Source organism: Acinetobacter haemolyticus (assembly GCF_900406815.1).
Lineage (GTDB): Bacteria > Pseudomonadota > Gammaproteobacteria > Pseudomonadales > Moraxellaceae > Acinetobacter > Acinetobacter haemolyticus_A.
The window spans coordinates 1-22,996 of the sequence record NZ_OVCN01000001.1 but is presented as its reverse complement, the minus strand read 5'-3'; the positions used below and the strand labels follow the sequence as shown (position 1 = coordinate 22,996).

General features: G+C 39.8%; 19 protein-coding genes and 1 rRNA gene. 11 read left to right on the top strand and 9 right to left on the bottom strand.

Annotated features, from left to right (window positions below):
- Window positions 1–25: 25 nt before the first annotated feature.
- Window positions 26–1,609, bottom strand: a complete 1,584-nt coding sequence (locus DK207_RS00110) for a TerC family protein (protein WP_109439494.1) — start codon at window positions 1,607–1,609, stop codon at window positions 26–28.
- Window positions 1,610–1,938: 329 nt separating this feature from the next.
- Between DK207_RS00110 and DK207_RS00100 the strand changes: the two genes are divergently transcribed.
- Window positions 1,939–2,565 carry a TIGR00730 family Rossman fold protein gene (locus DK207_RS00100; RefSeq protein ID WP_008942400.1) on the top strand — a complete coding sequence of 209 codons (627 nt, stop codon included), beginning with the start codon at window positions 1,939–1,941 and terminating at the stop codon, window positions 2,563–2,565.
- 54 nt (window positions 2,566–2,619) lie between these two features.
- Here DK207_RS00100 and DK207_RS00095 read toward each other — a convergent pair whose 3' ends face one another.
- A complete protein-coding gene (locus DK207_RS00095) occupies window positions 2,620–4,614 on the bottom strand; it encodes a choice-of-anchor I family protein (RefSeq protein WP_109439493.1) in 1,995 nt (664 codons plus the stop codon).
- Window positions 4,615–4,778: 164 nt separating this feature from the next.
- Here DK207_RS00095 and mdtD point away from each other — a divergent pair, with 164 nt between their 5' ends.
- The 9 genes from mdtD to DK207_RS00050 all read left to right on the top strand — a co-directional run bounded on the left by mdtD (window position 4,779) and on the right by DK207_RS00050 (window position 13,677).
- Window positions 4,779–6,167: a multidrug transporter subunit MdtD gene (mdtD, locus tag DK207_RS00090; RefSeq protein ID WP_109439492.1), complete on the top strand. Its 1,389-nt coding sequence runs from the start codon at window positions 4,779–4,781 to the stop codon at window positions 6,165–6,167.
- Between the two features lie 41 nt (window positions 6,168–6,208).
- Complete coding sequence (locus tag DK207_RS00085; protein WP_109439491.1) at window positions 6,209–7,177, top strand: hypothetical protein; 969 nt, start codon at window positions 6,209–6,211, stop codon at window positions 7,175–7,177.
- Between the two features lie 11 nt (window positions 7,178–7,188).
- Window positions 7,189–7,950 (top strand): GH25 family lysozyme, encoded by a 762-nt coding sequence (locus DK207_RS00080; protein ID WP_109439490.1) that lies wholly within the window; start codon window positions 7,189–7,191, stop codon window positions 7,948–7,950.
- 1 nt (window position 7,951) lies between these two features.
- The gene (gene dinB / locus DK207_RS00075; protein ID WP_171293604.1) at window positions 7,952–9,007 is read left to right on the top strand and encodes a DNA polymerase IV; all 1,056 of its coding nucleotides are present in this window, start codon (window positions 7,952–7,954) and stop codon (window positions 9,005–9,007) included.
- Window positions 9,008–9,303: 296 nt separating this feature from the next.
- Window positions 9,304–10,023 carry a two-component system response regulator CreB gene (gene creB / locus DK207_RS00070; protein ID WP_109439488.1) on the top strand — a complete coding sequence of 240 codons (720 nt, stop codon included), beginning with the start codon at window positions 9,304–9,306 and terminating at the stop codon, window positions 10,021–10,023.
- Between the two features lie 3 nt (window positions 10,024–10,026).
- Window positions 10,027–11,493, top strand: a complete 1,467-nt coding sequence (gene creC / locus DK207_RS00065) for a two-component system sensor histidine kinase CreC (protein ID WP_109439487.1) — start codon at window positions 10,027–10,029, stop codon at window positions 11,491–11,493.
- A 75-nt stretch (window positions 11,494–11,568) separates the two neighbouring features.
- On the top strand, window positions 11,569–12,972 hold the full coding sequence (creD, locus tag DK207_RS00060; RefSeq protein ID WP_109439486.1) for a cell envelope integrity protein CreD: 1,404 nt from the start codon (window positions 11,569–11,571) through the stop codon (window positions 12,970–12,972).
- A gap of 61 nt (window positions 12,973–13,033) precedes the next feature.
- A complete protein-coding gene (locus DK207_RS00055; protein ID WP_109439485.1) occupies window positions 13,034–13,237 on the top strand; it encodes a hypothetical protein in 204 nt (67 codons plus the stop codon).
- A 77-nt stretch (window positions 13,238–13,314) separates the two neighbouring features.
- The gene (locus DK207_RS00050) at window positions 13,315–13,677 is read left to right on the top strand and encodes a RidA family protein (protein WP_017395290.1); all 363 of its coding nucleotides are present in this window, start codon (window positions 13,315–13,317) and stop codon (window positions 13,675–13,677) included.
- Here the strand turns inward: DK207_RS00050 and DK207_RS00045 are convergent.
- The 4 genes from DK207_RS00045 to DK207_RS00030 form a co-directional block, all read right to left on the bottom strand.
- Complete coding sequence (locus DK207_RS00045) at window positions 13,674–14,204, bottom strand: DUF2726 domain-containing protein (protein WP_109439484.1); 531 nt, start codon at window positions 14,202–14,204, stop codon at window positions 13,674–13,676. The two genes, DK207_RS00050 and DK207_RS00045, sit on opposite strands and share 4 nt — an antisense overlap.
- A gap of 316 nt (window positions 14,205–14,520) precedes the next feature.
- Complete coding sequence (locus DK207_RS00040) at window positions 14,521–16,905, bottom strand: YgiQ family radical SAM protein (protein WP_109439483.1); 2,385 nt, start codon at window positions 16,903–16,905, stop codon at window positions 14,521–14,523.
- 167 nt (window positions 16,906–17,072) lie between these two features.
- The gene (locus DK207_RS00035) at window positions 17,073–17,582 is read right to left on the bottom strand and encodes a hypothetical protein (protein ID WP_109439482.1); all 510 of its coding nucleotides are present in this window, start codon (window positions 17,580–17,582) and stop codon (window positions 17,073–17,075) included.
- A gap of 110 nt (window positions 17,583–17,692) precedes the next feature.
- Window positions 17,693–18,898, bottom strand: coding sequence for an MFS transporter (locus tag DK207_RS00030; RefSeq protein ID WP_109439481.1), 1,206 nt, complete (start codon window positions 18,896–18,898; stop codon window positions 17,693–17,695).
- Between the two features lie 159 nt (window positions 18,899–19,057).
- Between DK207_RS00030 and DK207_RS00025 the strand changes: the two genes are divergently transcribed.
- Complete coding sequence (locus tag DK207_RS00025; protein ID WP_005084075.1) at window positions 19,058–19,609, top strand: lytic transglycosylase domain-containing protein; 552 nt, start codon at window positions 19,058–19,060, stop codon at window positions 19,607–19,609.
- Between the two features lie 51 nt (window positions 19,610–19,660).
- Here the strand turns inward: DK207_RS00025 and cysK are convergent, their stop codons facing one another.
- The 3 genes from cysK to rrf all read right to left on the bottom strand — a co-directional run bounded on the left by cysK (window position 19,661) and on the right by rrf (window position 22,734).
- Window positions 19,661–20,662, bottom strand: coding sequence for a cysteine synthase A (gene cysK, locus DK207_RS00020; protein WP_005084077.1), 1,002 nt, complete (start codon window positions 20,660–20,662; stop codon window positions 19,661–19,663).
- Window positions 20,663–20,782: 120 nt separating this feature from the next.
- On the bottom strand, window positions 20,783–22,402 hold the full coding sequence (locus tag DK207_RS00015; protein WP_109439480.1) for a Na/Pi cotransporter family protein: 1,620 nt from the start codon (window positions 22,400–22,402) through the stop codon (window positions 20,783–20,785).
- Window positions 22,403–22,619: 217 nt separating this feature from the next.
- Window positions 22,620–22,734: ribosomal RNA gene (rrf, locus tag DK207_RS00010) — 5S ribosomal RNA — on the bottom strand.
- Window positions 22,735–22,996: the final 262 nt, after the last annotated feature.

Genomic DNA, 22,996 nt, shown 5'->3' with positions numbered 1-22,996 from the left:
GTCTAAGCCATACTTAAATGTTTGCTCAACCTCGCTCAGGCTTTTCTTTAGCAACAATACGCACTTTTTCAATTTTGTGCCCATCCATTGTAACCACTTCAAATAAATATCCATCGGCTTCCACCGCTTCACCATTTTCAGGTAAGCGCCCTAGATGGAATAAAATATACCCGGATAATGTTGAGTATTCTTCACTCTCATCCACCAAATCTTTCGCCAACAAAAGTGAAACGTGTCGAATATCCGTTGAGCCTTCCAATAAAAGTGAGCCATCTTCTAGACTTTCAGCCGCTGCCTCTAATTCATCTTCATCTGGGAACTCACCAGCAATCGCTTCAAGAATATCAATTGGTGTTGCAATCCCCTCTATCGAACCGTATTCGTTGAGTACGATCGCCATTTGCAATGGTGCTTGACGCAGTTGCTCCATGACCATGAGAACTTGTGCATTTTCATGCACAATCACAGGTTCACGTAAATGTTTATCGAAATCAATTGCTCCTGTTTCAATATATTCATTTAACACTTTGTGAGTAAGAACAACACCTTCAATATTGTCCAATTCACCGCGAGCAATAATTAAACGTGAATGGGTCATTACCATTAAACGTTCTTTTAATTCAGCTGGATCTGCATCGAGATCCAACCACTCCAATTCTGGTCGTGGCGTCATCACCGATTTCACTGGGCGCTCAGACAAACCTAATACACCTTGTACTAAGACACTGTGATAAACGCCTGTATCTTCATCAAACACTTCTTTGGCATAGGCCTGTGTTGCCAATACATCTTCTGTTTCTTTGTGTTGATTATCGCTGTTAATGCCTTTATTGCCGAGCATTCGCAACACCGCAGAAGCAGTGCGATAACGCAAATCCGTGGTCGTTACCAATTTCTCTTGATTGCGTCGCATGGTTTGATTGACCGCCTCGACCAAAACCGAGAAGCCAATTGCGGCATATAAGTAACCTTTTGGAATATGGAATCCAAAGCCTTCGACAATCAATGAGAAACCAATCATCATCAAAAAGCCAAGACACAGAATCACAACGGTTGGATGTTTATTTACAAAATCCATTAATGGTCGAGAAGCAATCAGCATAATACCAATCGCAATCGTGACTGCGATCATCATCACCGAGAGATCTTTCACCATACCAACAGCTGTAATCACGCTATCCAACGAGAAAACCGCATCAAGTACGACGATCTGAACCACTACGACCCAGAACACAGCATGTACAGGATTTTCCTGTCTTAAAGCCTGCTTACCTTCAATACGCTCATGTAATTCCATAGTCCCTTTAAATAAAAGGAACGCCCCACCAAATAATAAGATCAAGTCTCGTCCTGAAAAGGCATGATCAAAAACATGGAATAATGGCGCTGTTAAGGTGACCACCCAAGCAATGGAGGCCAGCAAGACTAAGCGCATCAATAATGCGAGAATCAAGCCAATTCTACGTGCGGCATTACGTTGTTCAGGAGGCAGCTTCTCAGCTAAAATTGCAATAAAAACAAGGTTGTCAATACCCAGTACAATTTCAAGCACCACCAAAGTCGCCAAACCGACCCACGCTGCGGGATCAGACATCCATTCAAAAATCATAGATGTGACTCCCCTACAGAATCATAAAGATCGGCATGGATTTGCTGATTGAAAAGATCGGCATTGGCAGCCAAAACATTTTTTTTAGAAATATAAAATATCAAAGCGGAGTGACAACAACCACTACTCATAGAAGTACATTTTTTACTTAACGGATTTTCAGTATAGGCAAGAACAAAATAAAATTCATCATTTTTTATAGGGATGTTTTTTGCAATTCATTACGCAATACGCTTCCATACTTTGTATGCGAAATGTGCATAAAACTGTCATATCTGTGATTTAAACTAGACAAGCACAATGAAAATGATAAGGTAAAAATAAACCAAATGAATAGTGTTTTAATAATGACTGAAAAGAAAACGATTATATCTACTCCTATAAAGACAACCCAACCTCTCATCGCGTTGTACTGTGGCTCCCGCACAGGTAACAAGCCTATTTATCGTGACACTGCCATTGAATTGGCTCAACATATTGCCAATCAATCCTTTGGTATCGTCTATGGCGGAGCAAGTATCGGACTTATGGGCCAAGTTGCAGATACCGTCCTAGAGCATGGTGGTGAAGTCGTTGGTGTTATTCCTGAATTTATGTTGGATTATGAAATTGCACATAACCAACTGACCGAATTGCACATTGTTCAAAGCATGCATGAACGTAAGGCTTTAATGGCTGAACGTGCCAGCGCTTTTATCGCTTTACCGGGCGGATTGGGTACCTTCGAGGAAATTTTAGAAATTGCCACGTGGGGACAATTGAATCAACATCAGAAACCAATGATTATCTACAATGTAAATCGTTTTTATGATGCTTTAATCGCCCAGCTCGATCATGCTGTTGAAGAAGGCTTCCTACCACCACAGCATCGCGCCAAAATTATTATTTGTGAAAACCCAGAACAAATCTCTAATGTCATCAAGAACCTCAATGCACCAACACACATTGAAGTTTAAACATCACCTATAAAAAATGCGGATCAATCTAGATCCGCATTTTTATGTCTAAATTTAATATAGATTTACTTGATAAATGCTAGTGGTACCACTCACCTCATTACCCACAACCAATAGTGGCTTGCCATTTGGCGAGTCTTTGGCAGAGATAAAGATTAGACCTTCTGGTCCAAGATCACCATGTGCAGACAATGCCGTCGACGGATCAGCCTGATCCCATACTTCTCGTGTATTTAAATAATCTTGGAAAATTGGCTGTTTAGGATTACTGACATCAAATACCATGACCCCACCCATACGCTCAAGTCCTAAGAACAAGAATTGTTTGTTGCCAATTTTGCCAATCGTCAAGCCTTCAGGTTCAGGTCCTTTATTGCTGCTACGTCCGCCTAATGTGTTGCCTTTTTCATGATTGCTATTGAACCAATCTTGGCATGGAATATTCCGTGCTTTACCAAGTTTACATTGATCACTATTCAAATATTGTTCAATGAAATCACCCGAGTCATAAGCGATTTTAACTTGATTTTGTGTATCCCAAATTGAGAATGAGCGTCCACCCAACAGGTACAAGTCGTCGTACATCAAATAATCGGTAAGTGGATTACCATTGATACCAATTTTATCGCCAGCTTTTGAGTAATACACAGGTTTACCATTTTCAGTTTGGTAACCTTGTGTCCAGGTAATTTTTAAACGGCCCAATTGCTTGTCATCTCGGCAGTTACCAGCATCACCTTTGCTCGCACCACAGTAGGCAAAAGTGGTCGGATTCAGGTGCGCACCAGCAGCTAAATCACGTAATTGTGCAGGAAGATCATCGGCACAACGGCGATCAAAACCATCCTTGTGCACGAGATGTTTTACGCGCCACTCTTCAACAAATCCTTTGCTATTGTCATTGTCACAGCGCTGCAATTTATTCTTTTCAAAGTCTTTCAGCTTAGTTAGCCCAAAATATTCGGCTGTATTTTCACCCCATGCACGTGCATCACCTTCATTTGCAGAAATTAAATAGGTTTTTTTATCCGCGGCAGTATAAGCAGCAATCGCATCAGGATGATAAATCCCTTTAAGTCCATTCCATGCCTTGATCATAATATCTTGAACTGTTTTTTTACCGTCAAAATCACTCACATCCAAAGCATTACTTGAGTTTTTATTTGGATCCAGCATCGACTTAAAACCACTGTCGCTAAGCCCGTGATCTTTGAATCCCATTGCTTCAATCGAAGTCACCGTTGCCGTCGCAATATCTAAAACCGCGATCGCATTATTTTCTTGTAGCGCAACCCAAGCAGTTTTACCATCGTCCGAAACTGCAATATATTCTGGCTCTAGATCTTGAGCGACTGTCGCATTCGGTCCAAAAATACGAACTCCTTTGGCAAGTAACGCATCTTTTTGACTATTAAACGCTTTAAAATCAGCAGTTTTGACTGTTGGCTTGCTGATATCAGTCACATTGATCACACTGACTGAACCTTCTGGATCGGTTTGATAGTCATCAGAGGGTTCACCTTCATTGGCCACCAACACTGTTTTCCCATCTGGTGTAAACGTCAGCATATCGGGTAAAGCACCCACCTGTACATGGCTCAGACGTTTAAGATCACTGGCTTGATAAAAGGCAACAAAACCAAGATCTGTTTTATTCGCAGCTTCAACAGCCAAAGCAATAATGCCATTTTGGATGCTGACACTATTCACCTTTGCACCTTCCGCGATGTCATCAACAGTTAGTGATTGTAAATAAGTTGGCTTAGCTGGATCAGCAAGATCAAGTACATCTAATGCCCCCAGCTCAGCATTGACCACAAAAACACGTTTTGTCGCAGGGTCATAGGCAGGAATTTCAGCTGCACTCTTTCCAAAAACACCTGATTCATATCGGCTTAAAAAGCTCAACTGAATTCGCTCTGGTGTAGGCTCTACTACTTCAGGTTTAGGATCAGGATTTGATGATTTTTCTGTTTTGTCATCATCATTACACGCCACCAACCCCACTGACAGCATTGCAGTGAATAACACTGAAATCTTAAATTTCATGATCAAATTCCATAGATTTTATTTTGTAGAGCTAATCTAGTCATTTGAGGTGCAAATACGATGACATTTTCATGTCAGTTCGATGACGAGTCTTTGACAATTTTGGGCTTTATTTCAAATACAATTCTATTAAACTAAAGCTGATATTTCATACGTCACCACTCATGACAACAACCACTCATCAAGCCGTACAGCCTGAATTTCGTTTATTGGTGCTATTGGTTTCTATCGGCTTTTTTATGCAGGCCTTGGATACCACGATTGTCAATACGGCGATTCCTGTGATGGCAATTCAGCTCAATGAAAATCCATTACAAATGCATGGGGTAATTGTTGCCTACGTCCTATCAGTTGCTGCTTTTATCCCATTAAGTGGTTGGTTGGCAGACCGCTTTGGTATCCGCAATACTTATCTTGCTGCTATGGTGATTTTTAGTCTGGCATCACTCGGTTGTGGTCTGTCTCAGACCTTAAATCAACTCTTGATTTGTCGTGTTATTCAAGGGATGGGCGGCGCATTATTGATGCCCGTTGGACGCTTGGCTTTACTTAAAATTATTCCACGTAGCCAATTTCTTTCAGCAATGAGTTTAATGAGTCTGGCTGGTCTCATAGGTCCTTTGATGGGGCCGACTTTGGGTGGATGGTTAGTCGAAGTTGCCACGTGGCACTGGATTTTCCTGATTAACCTCCCCATGGGTGTGCTTGGGGTAATCATGGCGCTTAAAGTCATGCCAAATCAAAAAGAACCAACCGTCAAATCCTTTGATCTCGGTGGATTTATCTTATTGATGATTGCTATGGTGGGTCTGTCGCTTGGGATTGAAAATATCGCTGCGCCACAATATTCTGGCTGGATCAGCATCAGTCTACTGGTAATCGGATCTTTAGCAACGCTTGGCTATGCGTATCATGCACATAACCATCAGAATGCCTTATTTCATGGACGATTGTTCCGCTACAAAATTTTTTCAATCGGCATTTTAGGCAATTTCTTTGCGCGTTTAGGAAGCAATGCAATTCCCTTTATTTTGCCCCTGATGCTACAAGTCGCCTTTGGTTTTGAACCCTTTATCACAGGTTTAATGATGATTCCTTTGGTACTAGGATCCTTATTTTCCAAACCGATTATTCGTCCGATTATTCAACGTGTCGGTTATCGTCGGTTTCTACTGACCAATACCGTATTAGTGGGTTTATGTATCGCCAGTTTTTCACTGATGACTACGGACACACCGTTGTGGCTAAAAGTGTTGCATTTCTTTATCTTTGGGACGCTCAACTCTTTACAATTTGTCGGCATGAATACGCTGACTTTAAAAGATTTACCGCAGCATGATGCTAGTAGTGGCAATAGTTTCTTGTCCATGATTATGATGCTGTCGATGAGTATCGGGGTCGCTCTGGCTGGAACATTGATCAACCTCTTTGGTCAGCATTATCCAACTGCCTCTGTGACCAGTGCTTTTCATGCAGCCCTCATTGCCTTAGGTTGTATTAATATCATTACTGCGATGGTATTTTGGCAAATTCCTAAAGAAGTTGCTGACTAAGTGTAAAACAACAAATTTAATTAATAAAAAAGGAAATTTAAATGATTATTCCCAAATATTGGGCCGAAGCTAAAACAACAATTAAATTTGAAGGTCGCCAATATACGATTAAACGCTTTGGTTGGTCTGATGAAAGTCTAGAAACTGCTCAGCACCATGCCGAGCAACGTGTTCAAGAGGCGCTCGAACAACTTAAAATCAATAAAAAGATTCGACGTATTGACCATAAAGTCGCTTATAACGGCGCAGAAGGCTTACCTATTCGAGAGGAAATTATCACCCAGTACGATGATGTGATTATTACGCGTAACAGCTATGGTGTCTTATGTCTAAACACACCTGATGTATTATTTGCTGATATTGATTTTATTACTCAGCCTCATTCCAACTTGTATCTAATCGTTTTCTTTGTATTGCTGGCTTGCAGCAGTTTAGGCGCAGTCTATTTTTCTTCTTGGTTCATATTTGGTATTGGATTAGTCTTTTCACTTTTACTTGCGAGCACGATTACAAAATGGATATTTAAGCTCCAACAAAAACTCAAAGGCACACCTGAACAACAAGCTTTAGAGAAAATTAGAATATTCTCAACAAATTACCCCACATGGCATTTGCGTGTTTATCGCACGCCTAATGGTTATCGGATTTTGGTTATGCATCAAATCTTTGAACCTCGAGGTGAGCAGGTTCAATCGTTTTTTAAAACAATTTATGCCGATCCCAATTATGACCTGATGTGCAAAAATCAAAATTGCTTCCGCGCCCGAGTAAGCCCTAAACCATGGCGAATAGGTATAGAACGTTTAAGGCAAGGTATCTGGCCTATACCCAAGGAGCGCATGGCACTCAGAGAAAGTTGGATTCGTGAGTACGAGCGACAATCTAAAAATTATGCATCGTGCAGATTTGTGGCACAATTTGGTAGTCAAATGACTCATCCCAAAGCAAAACGAGTACAATCGATTCATGATCAGTATTGTAAATCCGACTCTCAATTAGACCTTGCATAACTTCTGACGACATGGCAAAGAAAGCAACGAAACATCCATATGCTCAATATTATCCAACTTATGTCAGTATTACTTTAGCTGTCGTATTGGGTATGCTGAGCTATTTCGGTTTGTTCTATCAGCAAAAAGCTTCAGCGCAAGACTATGCCATTCGTGGTTTTGATGTATCTCATCATCAAGGTGAAATTAACTGGAAAAAGATCTCTCCGCTGACATATCAATTTGTGTATATAAAAGCAACTGAAGGCGGTGATTTTAAAGATCGAAAATTTCAGGACAACTGGCTTAAAGCACGGGAGCAAGGCTTTCACGTTGGTGCATATCATTTCTATCGTTTATGTCGTGATGGCAAGGTACAAGCAGAAAATTTTATTGCGACTGTCCCAAACAAAGCAAATGCACTCCCCCCTGTGATTGATTTGGAATATGACAGCAACTGTATTAATACCTATACCAAAGAGCAGCTACTCAAAGAAATTCAGATCATGCATGATCAATTGCATCAACATTATGGCAAACAGCCGATATTCTATATTTCGAAGCGTTTTTATCATATCGTATTGATGGGCAGCTTTAATGACACACCGTTATGGGTACGTGATTACGAGGCTAAGCCCGAATTAAAAGACGGTCGTAAATGGCTGTTTTGGCAACACAGTCAAACTGGAAAAATTGACGGTATTCCTAAAGCAGTCGACTTGAATGTTTATGCCGAGTCACCACGCCAGTGGCGGATTTTTCTTGAGCAACAAGGCATTCAAGATGGCAAATGAAATACGCAAAATCATTCACATCGACATGGATGCGTTTTTTGCATCAGTGGAGCTGCGTGAACGCCCTGAACTTAAAGATCTGCCTGTAGTCATTTCATCGCATCATCCACGCGCAGTCGTTGCCGCAGCCTCATATCCTGCCCGTATGTTTGGCTTACGCTCAGCGATGTCGATGGGACAAGCCAAAAAATTATGCCCACACGTGATTGTGATTGAACCAAACTTCGAAAAATACCGAGAGGTTTCAGCGCAAATTCATCAAATTTTTCAGCAATATACGCCGATCATCGAACCCCTGTCTTTAGATGAAGCCTATCTGGATGTAACAGAAAATCTAAAGAATATACCCAGTGCAACTGAGGTCGCGACACAAATTCGTGCAGATATTTTTGCAGCAACAGGACTGACTGCTTCAGCTGGGGTTGCACCGAATAAGTTTTTGGCTAAGATCGCATCCGACTGGAACAAACCGAATGGTTTATTTGTGATTAAACCCCAACAAGTGCAACATTTCATCCAAGACTTGGCACTCAACAAAATTCCAGGGGTGGGCAAAGTCACACATGAAAAATTAAATCAATTAAATTTGCATACCTTAGGTGACCTACATCAAATAGAAGAAAATGTACTCATTCATCATTTCGGGAAATATGGTAAACAACTGTATTTATACGCACAGGGTATTGATCATCGTCCTGTTAAAGCCGAACGTGAACGACAGCAAATTTCCAAAGAGACGACCTTTGATGATGATTACACGCTTAATCAATGTAGTCATTCTTGGCTACCTTTAACCGAACAAGTATGGCGTAGTTTAGAAAGAAAAAAACTGACTGCTCGCGGAGTTAACGTCAAACTGAAACTGAAAAACTTTCAAACACTACAGCATAGTAAAAGTTTTAAACTACCGCTTCGCTCGCAACAAGATTTAGAACAAGTGGTTTTACAACTACTCAATGAAATGCATATCGATCCAGACTTTCAGTTTCGTCTCGTTGGTGTTGGCGTTTATCAACTGCAAGCTCTACAACAAGAATCACAACTTTCCCTATGGTAATGTTGTTTTTTTACACAACAGGACGATTTTGGTTCAAATTTATGTTTGCTTTTTATGCAGTTTTCAGTACTCTAAGCAACGCAGTAACATTATCCATGTTATTCGCTTTGCTAAAGAAATCCTCGCTTTTAGCATCTGCTCCTGTGGTTGGCGTGACGATCAAATCCGAATATTACAGGGCACTTCAAGTGTCCTTTTTTCATTAAAGAATTATAAAAATGAGTATTACTACTTTTCTCTACCACATCTTCCGCTAAACTAACTCAATAAAATTAGAAAATATTGATTAGTTAATCATGATGAATCAAAAACAAATTCTATGCGTTGAAGATGAAGCAGCGATTATTCTTCCTCTACGTTATGCACTTGAACGCGAAGGCTGGAGTGTTAGTTGGGCAAATACAGGTGCTCAAGCACTACAATATCTTTCAGAACAAACTTTTGATTTTATTATTTTAGATGTTGGATTACCTGATCTGAATGGTTTTGAAGTCTGCAAACAGCTACGCCAAAAATATCAAACACCTTTATTATTCCTCACCGCACGTGATGACGAAATTGATCGTGTTGTTGGTTTAGAAATTGGCGCAGATGATTATTGCACAAAACCATTTAGTGCACGGGAAATTGTGGCACGAATCAAAGCGGTTTGGCGCAGAATGGAAATACAGGCACAAAATATCTCATCACAACCATCAATCACCCAAGCAAAAATAACTCTACAACCTGCGACGTGGACGTGCAATCCACAGTCACTACAGATTCAATATCATGGGCAAATACTGCAACTAACACGTTATGAATATCGGTTGTTATTTTTATTGATTCAGCATCCTGAACAAGTGTTTAGCCGTCAACAACTAATGGATCATATTTGGGAACATCCGGAGCATAGCTTAGAACGCACAGTCGATACTCATATCAAAAGTTTAAGGCAAAAACTCAAACAAATTACCCCTGATGATCCTATTCGGACACATCGAGGGTTTGGGTATAGTTTGGTAAAGTTGGGTTAATCAATGTCCATCTTTATCCGCATTTGGTTTTTCTTTAGCTTGGTGGTCGTGCTAAGCCTAAGCTTTATTGCTTATACATTAAATCAACAGGTCAAACCAAATGTCCGCCAAGTGGTTGAAGATACACTCGCTGAAAATGCCAATATCATTGCCCAACTGGTTGCGGAAGATGTGGCACAACAAAAAGTCAGTACACCTGAATTTGACCAGAAAATTCAAGCTGCATTATCTCGCCAACTCAATGCCACTATTTGGCAGCATCAGAAAGATGAAATTAACCAACAACTGTATATTACAGATCAGCATGGTATTGTGATCTATGACTCCGAAGGTCAAGCCGTTGGGCAAGATTATTCCAAATGGAATGATGTTTATCTTACCTTACGCGGTAAATATGGGGCACGTTCTACGGCAACCAACCCTTATGACCGAAATAGCAGTGTGATGCATATTGCTGCACCAATTATCTACAAACAAGAATTAATAGGTGTAGTCAGTATCGGCAAACCGAATCAATCCGTACAACCGTATATCGCACGCGCAGAACGTCAACTCATTCATCAAGCCTTATGGATTGCGGCACTCAGCTTATTACTTGCCAGCATAGTGGCTTATTGGCTTAAACATAGTATAGACCGAGTGCGACGCTATGCCCAGGCACTCGCGCCTGTGAATCAAGCACCGTTTTTCTATTCAGCCAAAGAACTAAATCAAGTGACCCAAGCCCTGAGTGAGATGCGGGAAAAGTTGGAAGACCGTGCTTATGTTGAAAACTATGTCAATACGCTAACCCATGAGTTAAAAAGCCCACTTACGGCGATTCAAGCCAGTGCAGAGCTGTTACAAGATGATCTGCCCTTAGAAGATCAACAACAATTTGCAGCGCATATTGTTGAGCAAAGTCATCGCTTGCAATCTTTGATTGAACGCATGTTGTTGCTGACACGTTTAGAGAAAAATCAGCATGTTTTAGAGTTTCAAAATATTGATTTAGCAAAATTGATTCGAGATTGCTTGATACAACAATATAGTGCTCTCAAAATTAAACAGATCGAAATAGAGCTTAATCTTCCTGAAGATTGTGCAATCTATGCTGATCCCTTTTGGCTTAAACAAGCAATCAATAATATCTTAGATAATGCGAGAGACTTTTGCTCAGAACAAGGTCTTCTCGCCATTCAATTAAAGGAAAATAACATCACTGATGGCATTGAAATCCTGTTATTCAATGAGGGAGAAACCATTCCCGAATACGCTTTAAATCGTGTCTTTGAAACCTATTTTTCATTACCTCGTCCGCATAATCAGCAACGAAGTACGGGTATTGGTCTGAGTATTGTGCAGCAGATTATCCAACAGCATCAAGGTCATGTCACCATTCAAAATATTCCTGAAAATTATTTAGATTTTTTAGAGCGGCATAAATCAGGGGTACTAGTAAAAATTATACTTCATCGAAACTTCACATAAGCTTCAATTGCAACTCATTTAGAACGCATATGGATTCGAGATACTGCTCATATCACCATGACAATGGAATCCACCATGCGCAGAAACTTTATTAATCTGAAAATAGGAGCGATTTTGTTCCTTATTTTGATTTTTTATATTGGTCTCTTTTTTATCTCCAACTTGGTAGATGAACGCCAAAGCTATCAACAACAAGTGATTCAAGACATTGCAAAAGAACAAATTCGCCCACAACAAGTCATTGCACCGTATTTAAAACTTCCTTATCAAGTTCAAACCACATGCACCGATGAGCAAAAGAAAACTTACGATTGTACCCAAACATTATTTGTCACCATAGGCGCAGAAACTACAGATTGGACAGCTCAATTTAAAGTTTCTGATAGCACCTACAAACGCAGTATGTATAAAGCAATTAGCTATCAAAATCACATGATAGGTAAAGGTATATTTAAAGGCGCCACGATTGAATCGCAACGCAACTATCTTTGGGATCAAGCTGAAATCATTTTTCCTATCCAAGATGCTCGCGGTCTGAATGCCAAACCAAAAATTAATATTGATGGAAAAAATTATAAATTTGACTTTTCTGAACAAAGCCAAGGGCAACACAGCTTTGATCTACTACATATCACCAGCAAGCAATATCCTGAACTGATCCAAAAACTGCAACAAGGTTTTAGCTTTAGCCTGCAATTTGATCTAGAAGGTTTAAGCGAATTTGCCTTTATCCCAACCAGTTACGAAATGACTTATCAAGCTACAGGTAATTGGGGTGATGTGAAATACGATGGTCAAAGTTTACCGTTTAAGAAACTCAGCAAAAAACAATTTTTTGAAGCGGACTGGAAAAATATTGCTTTAGGTAAACGTAATTTAGATCGTCTTTCAACTTGTGAAAACAGTCAGTGTTTGTACCAAGCTTTAAATATTCAAAACAATCTGATCAGTGATGTAGAAGCTGCTTATGCTGTTTCAAATGCATCTTCAAACAACATTTCTGGTATTTCGACGCAGTTTTTAGAACCTGTAAATATTTATACTCAAACGGATCGTGCAATCAAATATGGCATTATGGTGATCATTATTACCTTTGGTTGCTTCTTTCTGTTTGAAGTCTTGAAGAATCTTAAAATTCACCCTGTTCAGTATGCTCTAGTTGCTATAGCACAAGGCGTGTTCTTTGTTTTACTCCTTTCTATAAGTGAATATTACGCTTTTTCCCTCGCCTATCTGATTGCGGCAGTTGCATGTATTGGTTTGATTACGTGGTATTTATACTTTGTCGTTCAAGGATTAAAAGCCGCCATACTTTTCGGTGTTTTGCTCAGTGCTTTATACGGCATGATGTATCTATTACTACAATCCAGCGGAAAAACTTTCTTATTTGGCTCAATTTTGTCTTTCATTTTAATTGCATGCGTCATGTATATCACCCGTCATGTCAATTGGTATCAATCCGAACAACAACACATATAAGTGAATCGGGCAAGGTTAGTTCCTTGCTCAATTTTTAACGATGACGCTAAGGAATAAGAATATGTATCACACCACCACTTCAACTTTAAGCCAACTCAAACAACTATGTCCCCAGCAGAGTTCAATTGCGAGCTGTTTAAATCAACTTCGACACGCCAAAATTCAATTTCTGAATCTTGGTAATATTATTGTTTGCCCCCAATCCCGCTCCATTTTAATTTTCAAACAGCGCAAATTAATGGAAATAGAAACTTTTTTAGCTTGATTTATACAAAATTACACTGTGCTAAGAATGCTTCAAGTACAATCCTATTGATACAGTTTTAATTAGGTAGTTTCGCTATGTCTGTGCAACGATTGCATGTTACATCACGTTTTTGCGAAGTCGCAATTTCAGGAAATCTCGTTCATTTAGCAGGTCAACTGGCAGATGATACCAGCGTTGATGTGAGCGCACAGACTCAACAAACCTTAGACAATATTGATCGTTTATTGGCAGAAGCAGGCACCGATAAAACTCATATCTTGTCTGTATTGATTTTCTTAAAAGATATTGAAAAAGACTATGCAGCAATGAATGCGGTGTGGGACGCATGGATTGCTGAGGGACATCCCCCAGCACGTACCTGTGTTGAATCTAAACTCTATGCACCTGATGTTTTAGTTGAAATGACTGTAACAGCTGTACGACCTGACACCCCTTAAGATTTTGCGGCAAGTACATTATATTTCATCATACGGTCCGTATGAGGCATGGCATTAAATGGGCTAGTCGATGAAATCATTGGATCAAATAAGTCAGGTAATAAATCTTCTCGTAACTCTTGTTCAGTTGGAATACTGCTATAACGCAAGACACGATACCCAGCCAACTCTAACAAGCTGTCTTGATAATGTTTTAAATGCAGACGATTCACATAAGATTCGTCTGCAATCTCAATAATTGCCAAGACTTGCAGCTGTTGATCCAATACCACGAAATCAGCGACCAAGCCCTGATATTTGCGTCGTGTATGTGCAAATTTGGTCGTTAATAATGCATCAAACGAAACATGGGCCAGTACAGTATGACGATGCAACACAGCTTGTAAGCGCATCAAGGTAATTTGCTCAGCAATATTTAATATACCGCGTCGCTTTAATGGACTGTCTTGGCGCCGATTTTGATGTAGGCGACGAAGTGCAAGTGCTGTAATAAGCAGCAAACCAATAATGGTTATGAAATAATACATTTCTAACTAATCCCTTTAGATTTTTTATAATCATTTTTGGCTTTATGCCAATTTTTTAATCAATAACAAACGATAGTAAAGTTATTTCAACAGCGTAAACTTAAATTTTTTAATCGTTTTATACTAGGCGACCAAAGTCGTAAAAGCTTACCCTAGCTCTACTTATAATCAGCATCCACTGAATATTCAAGTCAATATTGTCAGTATATGTTTCTATAAATTATAGTTTTGAAATTAGAATGCGACACAATTAACGTTTTTTTTAAAAAAAAAGACACCGTTTTAGATGTCCTTTTTCTTCATTTGAAGATGGTGATTAACGATGTGCTTTTACTTTCGACTTTGGTTTGCCTGAAAATGGTCTTTTTTCACCAGTTTCACGTGGGGGCAAACCCGCATGCTGAGTCAGCACTTGGCCTTTTTGTGGACGTTTTTGACCAGAATTAGACTGTGGACGAGATGATTGACCACGTTTAGCAGAATCACCCGCAACACTCGAGTTCTTCTTACGCGCGGACTTATATTCACCTTCAGCTGTGCCTTGTGGCTGATAGGTTGGAATCAGATGTTGTTTCGAGTTACCAATTAAATCCGAACGTCCCATTTCTTTTAACGCTTCACGTAATAAAGGCCAGTTATTTGGATCATGGTAACGCAAGAAAGCTTTATGCAAACGACGACGTTTTTCGCCTTTCACGATATCGACATTTTCAGTATAACGCGCCACTTTAGATAATGGATTCTTGCCTGAATAATACATCGTAGTCGCAGTTGCCATTGGCGATGGATAGAAGGTTTGTACCTGATCGGCACGGAAACCATTCTTTTTCAGCCAAATCGCCAAGTTCATCATATCGTAATCCGTTGTACCGGGATGCGCAGCGATGAAGTAAGGAATTAAATATTGTTCCTTTCCTGCTTCCTTACTAAAACGCTCAAACATTTGCTTAAAGCGGTCGTAAGTGCCGATCCCTGGTTTCATCATCTTGGATAATGGACCATGTTCGGTATGCTCAGGTGCAATTTTTAGATAACCACCAACATGATGCTGTACCAACTCTTTGACATATTCAGGGTTTAACACAGCAAGGTCATAACGAAGACCTGAACCGATCAAAATCTTCTTCACACCTTTGATTTCACGTGCTTTACGATAAAGCTGAACCAAGGGCGCATGATCAGTATGTAAGTTTTGACAGACACCTGGATAAACACAAGACGGTTTACGGCAGTTCTTCTCGATTTCAGGGTCGTTACAGTGCAAACGATACATGTTTGCTGTTGGACCACCTAAGTCTGAGATAATGCCTGTAAATTGAGGTGCAGTATCACGGATCTTTTCAATTTCACGCAGAATTGATTCTTCAGAACGGTTTTGAATAATACGCCCTTCATGTTCAGTGATCGAACAGAAAGTACAACCACCAAAACAACCACGCATGATATTCACAGAGAATTTGATCATATCAAATGCAGGGAAACGCGCATTGCCATAAGCTGGATGCGGTAAACGTGCGTATGGTAAATCAAATACATAATCCATTTCTTCCGTTGTTAACGGAATTGGAGGTGGATTAATCCAAACATCACGTTCACCATGACGCTGTACCAGTGCACGAGCATTTCCTGGATTGGTTTCCAAATGCAAAATACGGTTGGCATGCGCATACAGCACGTGATCATCTGCCACTTGTTCGAATGAAGGCAAACGAATCACAGCCAATTCACGTGGCGGTAATTTATGTTTAATCGCTTTAGATGGTGCAGGTTTTAACTGTACGATCTGTGTATCTGGATCGAGTTGATCACCTTCACGAACGATTGGATTGGTCACAATTTCTTTTTGGAAGTTTTGATATTGTGCCAGTGAGTTGCCTTTTTCTTTTTCAACTTCACAGCCATCAATATCTTCAGTCATGACATAAGGATTGATAATTGGATCAACACGACCAATGCTATCCACGTCATTACTTGCGATTTCAACGAATTGTGCTTTTGATGCTTTATTGTGTTTATTAATAATAAATGCAGTACCACGAACATCGGTAATCTCGTGGATTTTTTCACCCTTAGCTAAACGGTGCATCACATCAATAATGGCACGCTCACCATTACCATACATTAATAAATCCGCTTTAGAGTCCATCAAAATAGAACGACGGACTTTATCGGACCAATAATCATAATGTGCGATACGACGTAAACTACCTTCAATCCCACCGAGCAATACAGGTACATCAGGGAAAGCCTCACGACAACGCTGACAATATACTGTTGCTGCGCGGTCAGGACGTTTATTCGGTTCATTATTTGGCGAATACGCATCATCCGAACGGATTTTACGATCTGCAGTATAACGGTTAATCATCGAATCCATATTGCCTGCGGTTACACCCCATGCAATAGTCGGTTTCCCTAAGACACGAAAACTTTCGACATTGGTCCAATCGGGTTGAGCAATGATCCCCACACGAAAGCCCTGTGCCTCAAGCACACGACCAATCACACCCGATACAAAAGATGGATGATCAATATAAGCATCGCCACAAACTAAAATAAAGTCACAGGCATCCCAGCCGAGTAAGTCCATTTCTTCTCGTGACATCGGTAAAAATGGTGCAGGTTCAAAACACGACGCCCAATATTTGTCGTAATCAAACAGCGCTTTTGGCGCAGTTTGCTTGGTATAGGCAGTAGACATGGCTTGCGAATCTCGGCTAGCTGAAATGCTGGGATAGCATCAAAGATGAAAGCCGATCATTTTAACATGAATTTCATTCATTTTTATAGATTAAAAAATAAACAAAGGCATTTCCTCAAAAAGAATTTGTAACTATTCGAGGAAATACACATATAAAGCGTTGATAATTATTCGTCTTCGTTCAAGAAACCTTCCTTAATTTCTACAGGTAAGTCTTGATGCCACCATACGTAAATAGAAGCTTTAATTTCTTCATCTTCATCAGGGTCATTATAAGGTTCATCATCTTCACGAATAAGTTCATCACCATCAAATTTGAACCAAAACTCCCATGGATCATCATCTCCACAACCCCAAGCTTGTGCATGAATATCAGGTAATAAGCCTTTTAAAAATAATAGAATATTCTCAATATTTTCATCGCCATTTGAGCCATGTGTAAATTCTAAAACAGCATAACCCGCAATATAATCTAAGTGCTCTGGATCTAAATCGTATTGAATTGAATCAATCTGATCTAATAAAGCTTGCGTTAGTTCCATACCGTCAGCATTAATCTCTAGTGCAGCTTCTAGAAACTTTTCTGCACTCCCTGCATGATCTTTAAATAATGATTCTAATAGCCCCATTACTTTGGTATCAGGATGCTTATAGTAAACGCGACTGTGCAGTTCCATCTTATTTTCCCCAATTTTAATATCAAAATTATGCCAACATGACATAGGCTTAACTTACTAAATTTCAAAGACTTTTATCAAGTTAGTGCGACTTTAATTGTCGTTTTATTTTAATTTTTTTCTTTAAGCATTAAATGTACTGCCAAAACCAAACCAAGCACCAACACCATCCCTACACTCAGATTAATCCCAACCCAGCCAAAATTTTCCCAAATCAAACCACCACTGCTACCAAGCAAACTTGAACCAACGTAATAGCAGAATAAATACAAGGACGAGGCCACCGCACGATATTGCACCGCTTGCACAGAAACCCAACTGCTGGCTGTTGAATGTGCTGCGAAAAAGGAAAAAGTGAAAATCGTTAAACCGAGTAAAACCGCCCATAGCGATGGAATGAGGGTGATGAATAATCCCAGTATCATACTCAATAACAAGCAAGGCAACACCTTATCACGTCCATATTTAAAGCCCCATTGTGCCGCTTTAGGTGAACTATAAATACCTGCTAGATAAGCAATTGAGATCACACCAATCCATGCTTGTGATAAATGAAATGGCGCTTCTAATAAATGATAGCTAATGTAGTTAAATACCGTCACTAAACAGCCCATTAAGATAAAACCCTGAGCAAATAAAATCCGTAATTTTGGATCTTTAAGGTTCTGTTCAAATGCAGCTTTAAAACGGGAAAATCGAAATGGATAAGGTTGAAAATGTTGAGACTTTGGTAATAACAAATAAAATAAACAAGCGATGACCAGATTCAAAAATCCAATGATATAAGTAGCCGATTGCCAAGAAATAAAGTCAACTAAAACACCTGCGATCAAACGCCCCCCCATCCCCCCAATGGCGGTGCCTGAGATATACAATCCCATAGCAAAACCAATATCTTGCTGGGCAATCTCTTCCCCGATATACGTCATCGCAACCGCAGCAACGCCACTCACCGCCAAACCAATGAAAATACGGGTGGTCAAAAAGACTTCCCAAATCGGAAATGAGGCACTGATGAGCAAGAGAAGAGAAACCAAAAACAAAGCAAAAACCATAATGGGTTTTCGCCCAAAACGATCAGAGATAAAACCCGTAAACAATAAACCTATGGCTAAAGCCACGGTGGAAAAAGAAAGTGGGAAACTACTATGTGTAGGTGAAACCTGAAAGAATTTTGCAAAAATTGGCATCATCGGTTGTACGCAGTACAAAGATGAAAATGAGGCAAAACCTGCAAAGAACAATGACCATAGAATTGCAGTAAATGATTTAGACCCATACTCAATATGAGTAGGCAGTGCTTCAGGCTTAGACATCGTGACTCCTTGACTGGAAACAGTATACGCCTATCCTGAAGCGATTGAAAAACGCTAAACAATGCTCTTGTTTTATTATTTATACAACAGAATCTCTATTGATCTTCAACCTCATAATTTCTAACATCGGACCAACTTTTGGCACGTGGATGAATTACTTTGGTTGTTTTTAACACGACGACTCTTTTTACACTCAAAAATTACTTTTTGATTCCATTCAAATTGATCATATTTTTATCCATTGTGAGTTTAACCGCATGTAGTAGTTTAAATGCCCCAAAACTATCCAAAGGTATCCAGCAAGCTTATTCTGTTTCTCCGACCACAGCTGATCGACTTTCTCCCATTATTCTCCAAAGTGCTAAGCAACACGATGTTCCACCCCTCTTAGTGGCAGCGGTGATTCGTCAAGAGTCCAGTTATCGCTCAAATGCACGCTCACCAACAGGAGCACTTGGGCTCATGCAAATCATCCCAAGTCATTGGAGACAAGATTGTCCTGGTGATTTATACAACGAATATATTAATATCAATTGTGGTACACATGTCCTTGCAACCTATTACAAATCCGCAGGTAGTTGGCACAAAGCATTGGGCTATTACTATGTAGGTCCGACGGGTTATCAACGTAGTTTTAGCAATCGGCACAAAGCCAGAAAATATGCCCGCTCCGTTGAACGGCATAAAAAAGAGCTCAAAAGAGCGCTGTAATCTATAAAAAAACCATGCTGATCAAGCATGGTTTTTGGTTTTAAAAAGATATTAAGCTTCTTCAAACATCCCTTCGAACAAGACTGAAGATAAATAGCGCTCACCACTATCAGGTAAGATCACCACAATGGTCTTGCCTGCATTTTCAGGACGTTCAGCAATTTTTGCCGCTGCTGCTAATGCTGCACCACTTGAAATACCCACCAAAATTCCTTCCTGAGTTGCGCATTTTCTTGCCCACTCAATTGCATCGGCACTATTTACAGGCACAACCTCATCAACTAAATCTAAATCTAAATTTTTAGGAATAAAATTGGCGCCGATCCCTTGGATTTTGTGTGGTGCAGGGCTGATACTCTCACCATTCCGAGTCTGAGTAATAATTGGAGATTCAGCAGGCTCAACAGCGACTGAATATAATGGCTTGTTCTGAACTTGCTCAAAATAGCGAGAAATTCCTGTAATCGTTCCACCCGTCCCCACACCAGCGACTAAGATATCGACTTGACCATTGGTTGCCTGCCAAATCTCAGGGCCAGTGGTATCCACATGAATTTGAGGATTAGCTGGATTTTCAAATTGTTGTGGTAAAAAATATTGCTGTGGATTTTCAGTGGCTAAACGTACTGCCTCATCTACCGCACCCTTCATACCTTTCGCAGGATCAGTCAAAACGAGATTTGCACCCAATGCCTTTAATACTTTTCTACGCTCCAAACTCATACTTGATGGCATGGTTAAAGTAATTGGATAACCTTTTGCTGCTGCAACGAATGCTAACGCAATCCCAGTATTACCACTGGTTGGCTCAACAATATGCATACCTGCTTTAAGTACACCACGTTTCTCTGCATCAGCAATCAATGCCGCACCAATACGACACTTTACTGAAAATGCAGGATTACGACTTTCAATTTTTGCCAGTACAGTTGCACCTGTTTGAATAGCACGGTTAATGCGTACTAAAGGCGTGTTACCGATTGCTTCGGCATTATTTGAATACACTGCGATACCAAGATTGGCTGGTGTCGGAAATTGTTGATCAGTTGACATGTTATTTCCTTATTAGATTTGGAATGATTCTCAAATCATTATAGGCTTGTCAGCAAATGAAGAAAGTATAAAGCAGCTGCTTTTACGAAAAACTATCTTTTAGAACATCAAAGTTAAATCTCACGTTTGAGTAGCGCCTAACTCATCATTTGCCACCACTTCCTCACTCTCACCTAATAAAACTGCGACTCTTTCACAATGAATAACCAAATGCTCCAACCAACGCTGTGCCGCCAGTTGTTCTAATGTAGAAGCTGCTGATACTTTTCTGGATGAAGATTCCTCAATTATTTTTTGACGAACTAAATCTTGATCGGCTTGCATTTCTGCGGAAAAATTCGCCAATTCATCTACTAAAGCTTTAGGGATTCGTGCAAATGGTTCATTCGATAAATGAGGAATGAATTGTTCAAGAATCATAGCAAAACGATCAGCTAATTCTTCAATATTTTTTTGATTTTCAATGTCTTCTATATGACCCACACTGCTTAAATCATTTTTAAGCACACGTGCATATACAACGAGTCTTAGCAAAACCAGCAATCGATGCTGAACCGCTGTAGATTGAGGGGCAGACATCTTATCCAGATAGTCTTCAATTTTGCTCAACGTATAGTCAAACTCATCTATTTTGGCGACTTCAGCCTTCGCACGCTTACGAATACAGTGCACGAAAATATCATACATTTCCGAGATTGACTTTAATAAGGCACGTTCAACAGCTGCAATTGCAAGTGCTGGTACGCTATAAAGTGATTCATCCAAATAACGTGTGGTGGCATGTTCTTTTTCTGGTAGTAATCGAATAATCAATTGTTCAAATTTAGCTAAGAAAGGCATAAAAATACATGCCCCTAATAGACTAAAAGTAGTATGAAATGCAGCTACCAATAACACAGGACCTAATTGCTGAACACTTTCAAAATGCTGATATGCCCAAATAAAAGCAGGTGATAATAAAATAAAAGCGAATACAGCTGTCACAACATTAAAAATCACATGGACAGCCGCAGTTCTCTTGGCACTTGTTGTGCCACTAATTGCAGCCAATACTGCTGTGGCGACTGTTCCAATATTTTGACCAATCACCAAAACCAAAGTTTGTTCAAGATTAATGGTTTGTGTAGAAAGTGCAGCTAATGTGGTTGTAATCGCGGCACTAGAGGATTGCAATAAAATCGTCATCACAATCCCAATGAGTACCAAAAAAAACTTCATCATCAAGCTCGGTTCTGCCCAGCGTGACAAATCGATCAATAACGCCAATCCACTCATGGCATCTTGTAGAAATTGAATGCCGAAAAACAATAATCCAAAACCAGCCAAAGTTAGACCAATAAATGCAAACTTCTCTTTACCCATTAAGTTAAGTAAGGCTCCAATACCTACGAGTGGTAAAGCAAAACTTGCAATTGAAAACTTTAATCCTAATAATGCGACCATCCACCCAGTGCTTGTGGTACCAATATTTGCACCAATAATCACACCGATAGCATGACTAAAACTTAAGATACCCGCACTCACAAAACCAATAGTCGCCAATGTCGTCGCTGTGGAGGACTGAACCACCACTGTTAGACCTATTCCAGATAAAACAGCTTTAATCGGTGAGTTTGTAAATCGAACGAGCCATTGTCGTAATGCTTCACCCGCAATTGCCTTTAAGCTATCTGTCATCAAAGACATGCCTAAAAGAAATAAACCAATTCCACCTACTAACTTAACAATGACTTCGAGCACAAAAACATCCTTTTTATAATTTTCAGATTAAAAATTTATACTGATTTAGCATTAATTTCGTTTGTTTTATTGAAATATTTATATTTGATTTAGATATGACAATAAAGTGTTTTAAAGCATTTAGTGCTGTTGAAATAAAAAGTATTCAGGCTATTTTTTCATTATGCAATAAAAAACACCCCCTAACCGTTAGGTTAGGGGGTGTTTTAGATTTAAAAGCTGGCGATGACTTACTCTCACATGGCAAGTGCCACACTACCATCAGCGCGAAGAGGTTTCACTTCTGAGTTCGGGAAGGGATCAGGTGGTTCACTCTTGCTATTGTCGCCAGCAAACTGTTTATGGATACTTGCTTTGGTCTTATATATGCCAAGGCGTTTTCCAAATCTTGCGCTTATGCAAAGCAGTGCTTTACATATAGCTCATTAACGGATTAGTTAATTGGGTCTGTATTGTAACTAGTTTTGACACTAAATCAAGTTATGTATTGAATTTATCTTGCATACAACAACTGTTTGGGTGTTGTATAGTCAAGCCTCACGAGCAATTAGTATTGGTCAGCTTCACACGTCACCGTGCTTCCACACCCAACCT

What these genes read in the sequence shown, in the direction of transcription:
- DK207_RS00080 (WP_109439490.1), top strand. Translation starts at nt 7,189, where the DNA reads ATGGCAAAGAAAGCAACGAAACATCCATATGCTCAATATTATCCAACT.
- DK207_RS00100 (WP_008942400.1), top strand. Translation starts at nt 1,939, where the DNA reads ATGAATAGTGTTTTAATAATGACTGAAAAGAAAACGATTATATCTACT.
- cysK (WP_005084077.1), bottom strand. Translation starts at nt 20,662, where the DNA reads ATGTCAACTGATCAACAATTTCCGACACCAGCCAATCTTGGTATCGCA.
- DK207_RS00095 (WP_109439493.1), bottom strand. Translation starts at nt 4,614, where the DNA reads ATGAAATTTAAGATTTCAGTGTTATTCACTGCAATGCTGTCAGTGGGG.
- creC (WP_109439487.1), top strand. Translation starts at nt 10,027, where the DNA reads ATGTCCATCTTTATCCGCATTTGGTTTTTCTTTAGCTTGGTGGTCGTG.
- DK207_RS00050 (WP_017395290.1), top strand. Translation starts at nt 13,315, where the DNA reads ATGTCTGTGCAACGATTGCATGTTACATCACGTTTTTGCGAAGTCGCA.
- DK207_RS00040 (WP_109439483.1), bottom strand. Translation starts at nt 16,905, where the DNA reads ATGTCTACTGCCTATACCAAGCAAACTGCGCCAAAAGCGCTGTTTGAT.
- DK207_RS00055 (WP_109439485.1), top strand. Translation starts at nt 13,034, where the DNA reads ATGTATCACACCACCACTTCAACTTTAAGCCAACTCAAACAACTATGT.
- DK207_RS00030 (WP_109439481.1), bottom strand. Translation starts at nt 18,898, where the DNA reads ATGTCTAAGCCTGAAGCACTGCCTACTCATATTGAGTATGGGTCTAAA.
- mdtD (WP_109439492.1), top strand. Translation starts at nt 4,779, where the DNA reads ATGACAACAACCACTCATCAAGCCGTACAGCCTGAATTTCGTTTATTG.
- creB (WP_109439488.1), top strand. Translation starts at nt 9,304, where the DNA reads ATGATGAATCAAAAACAAATTCTATGCGTTGAAGATGAAGCAGCGATT.
- creD (WP_109439486.1), top strand. Translation starts at nt 11,569, where the DNA reads ATGCGCAGAAACTTTATTAATCTGAAAATAGGAGCGATTTTGTTCCTT.
- DK207_RS00085 (WP_109439491.1), top strand. Translation starts at nt 6,209, where the DNA reads ATGATTATTCCCAAATATTGGGCCGAAGCTAAAACAACAATTAAATTT.
- DK207_RS00045 (WP_109439484.1), bottom strand. Translation starts at nt 14,204, where the DNA reads ATGTATTATTTCATAACCATTATTGGTTTGCTGCTTATTACAGCACTT.
- DK207_RS00110 (WP_109439494.1), bottom strand. Translation starts at nt 1,609, where the DNA reads ATGATTTTTGAATGGATGTCTGATCCCGCAGCGTGGGTCGGTTTGGCG.
- DK207_RS00035 (WP_109439482.1), bottom strand. Translation starts at nt 17,582, where the DNA reads ATGGAACTGCACAGTCGCGTTTACTATAAGCATCCTGATACCAAAGTA.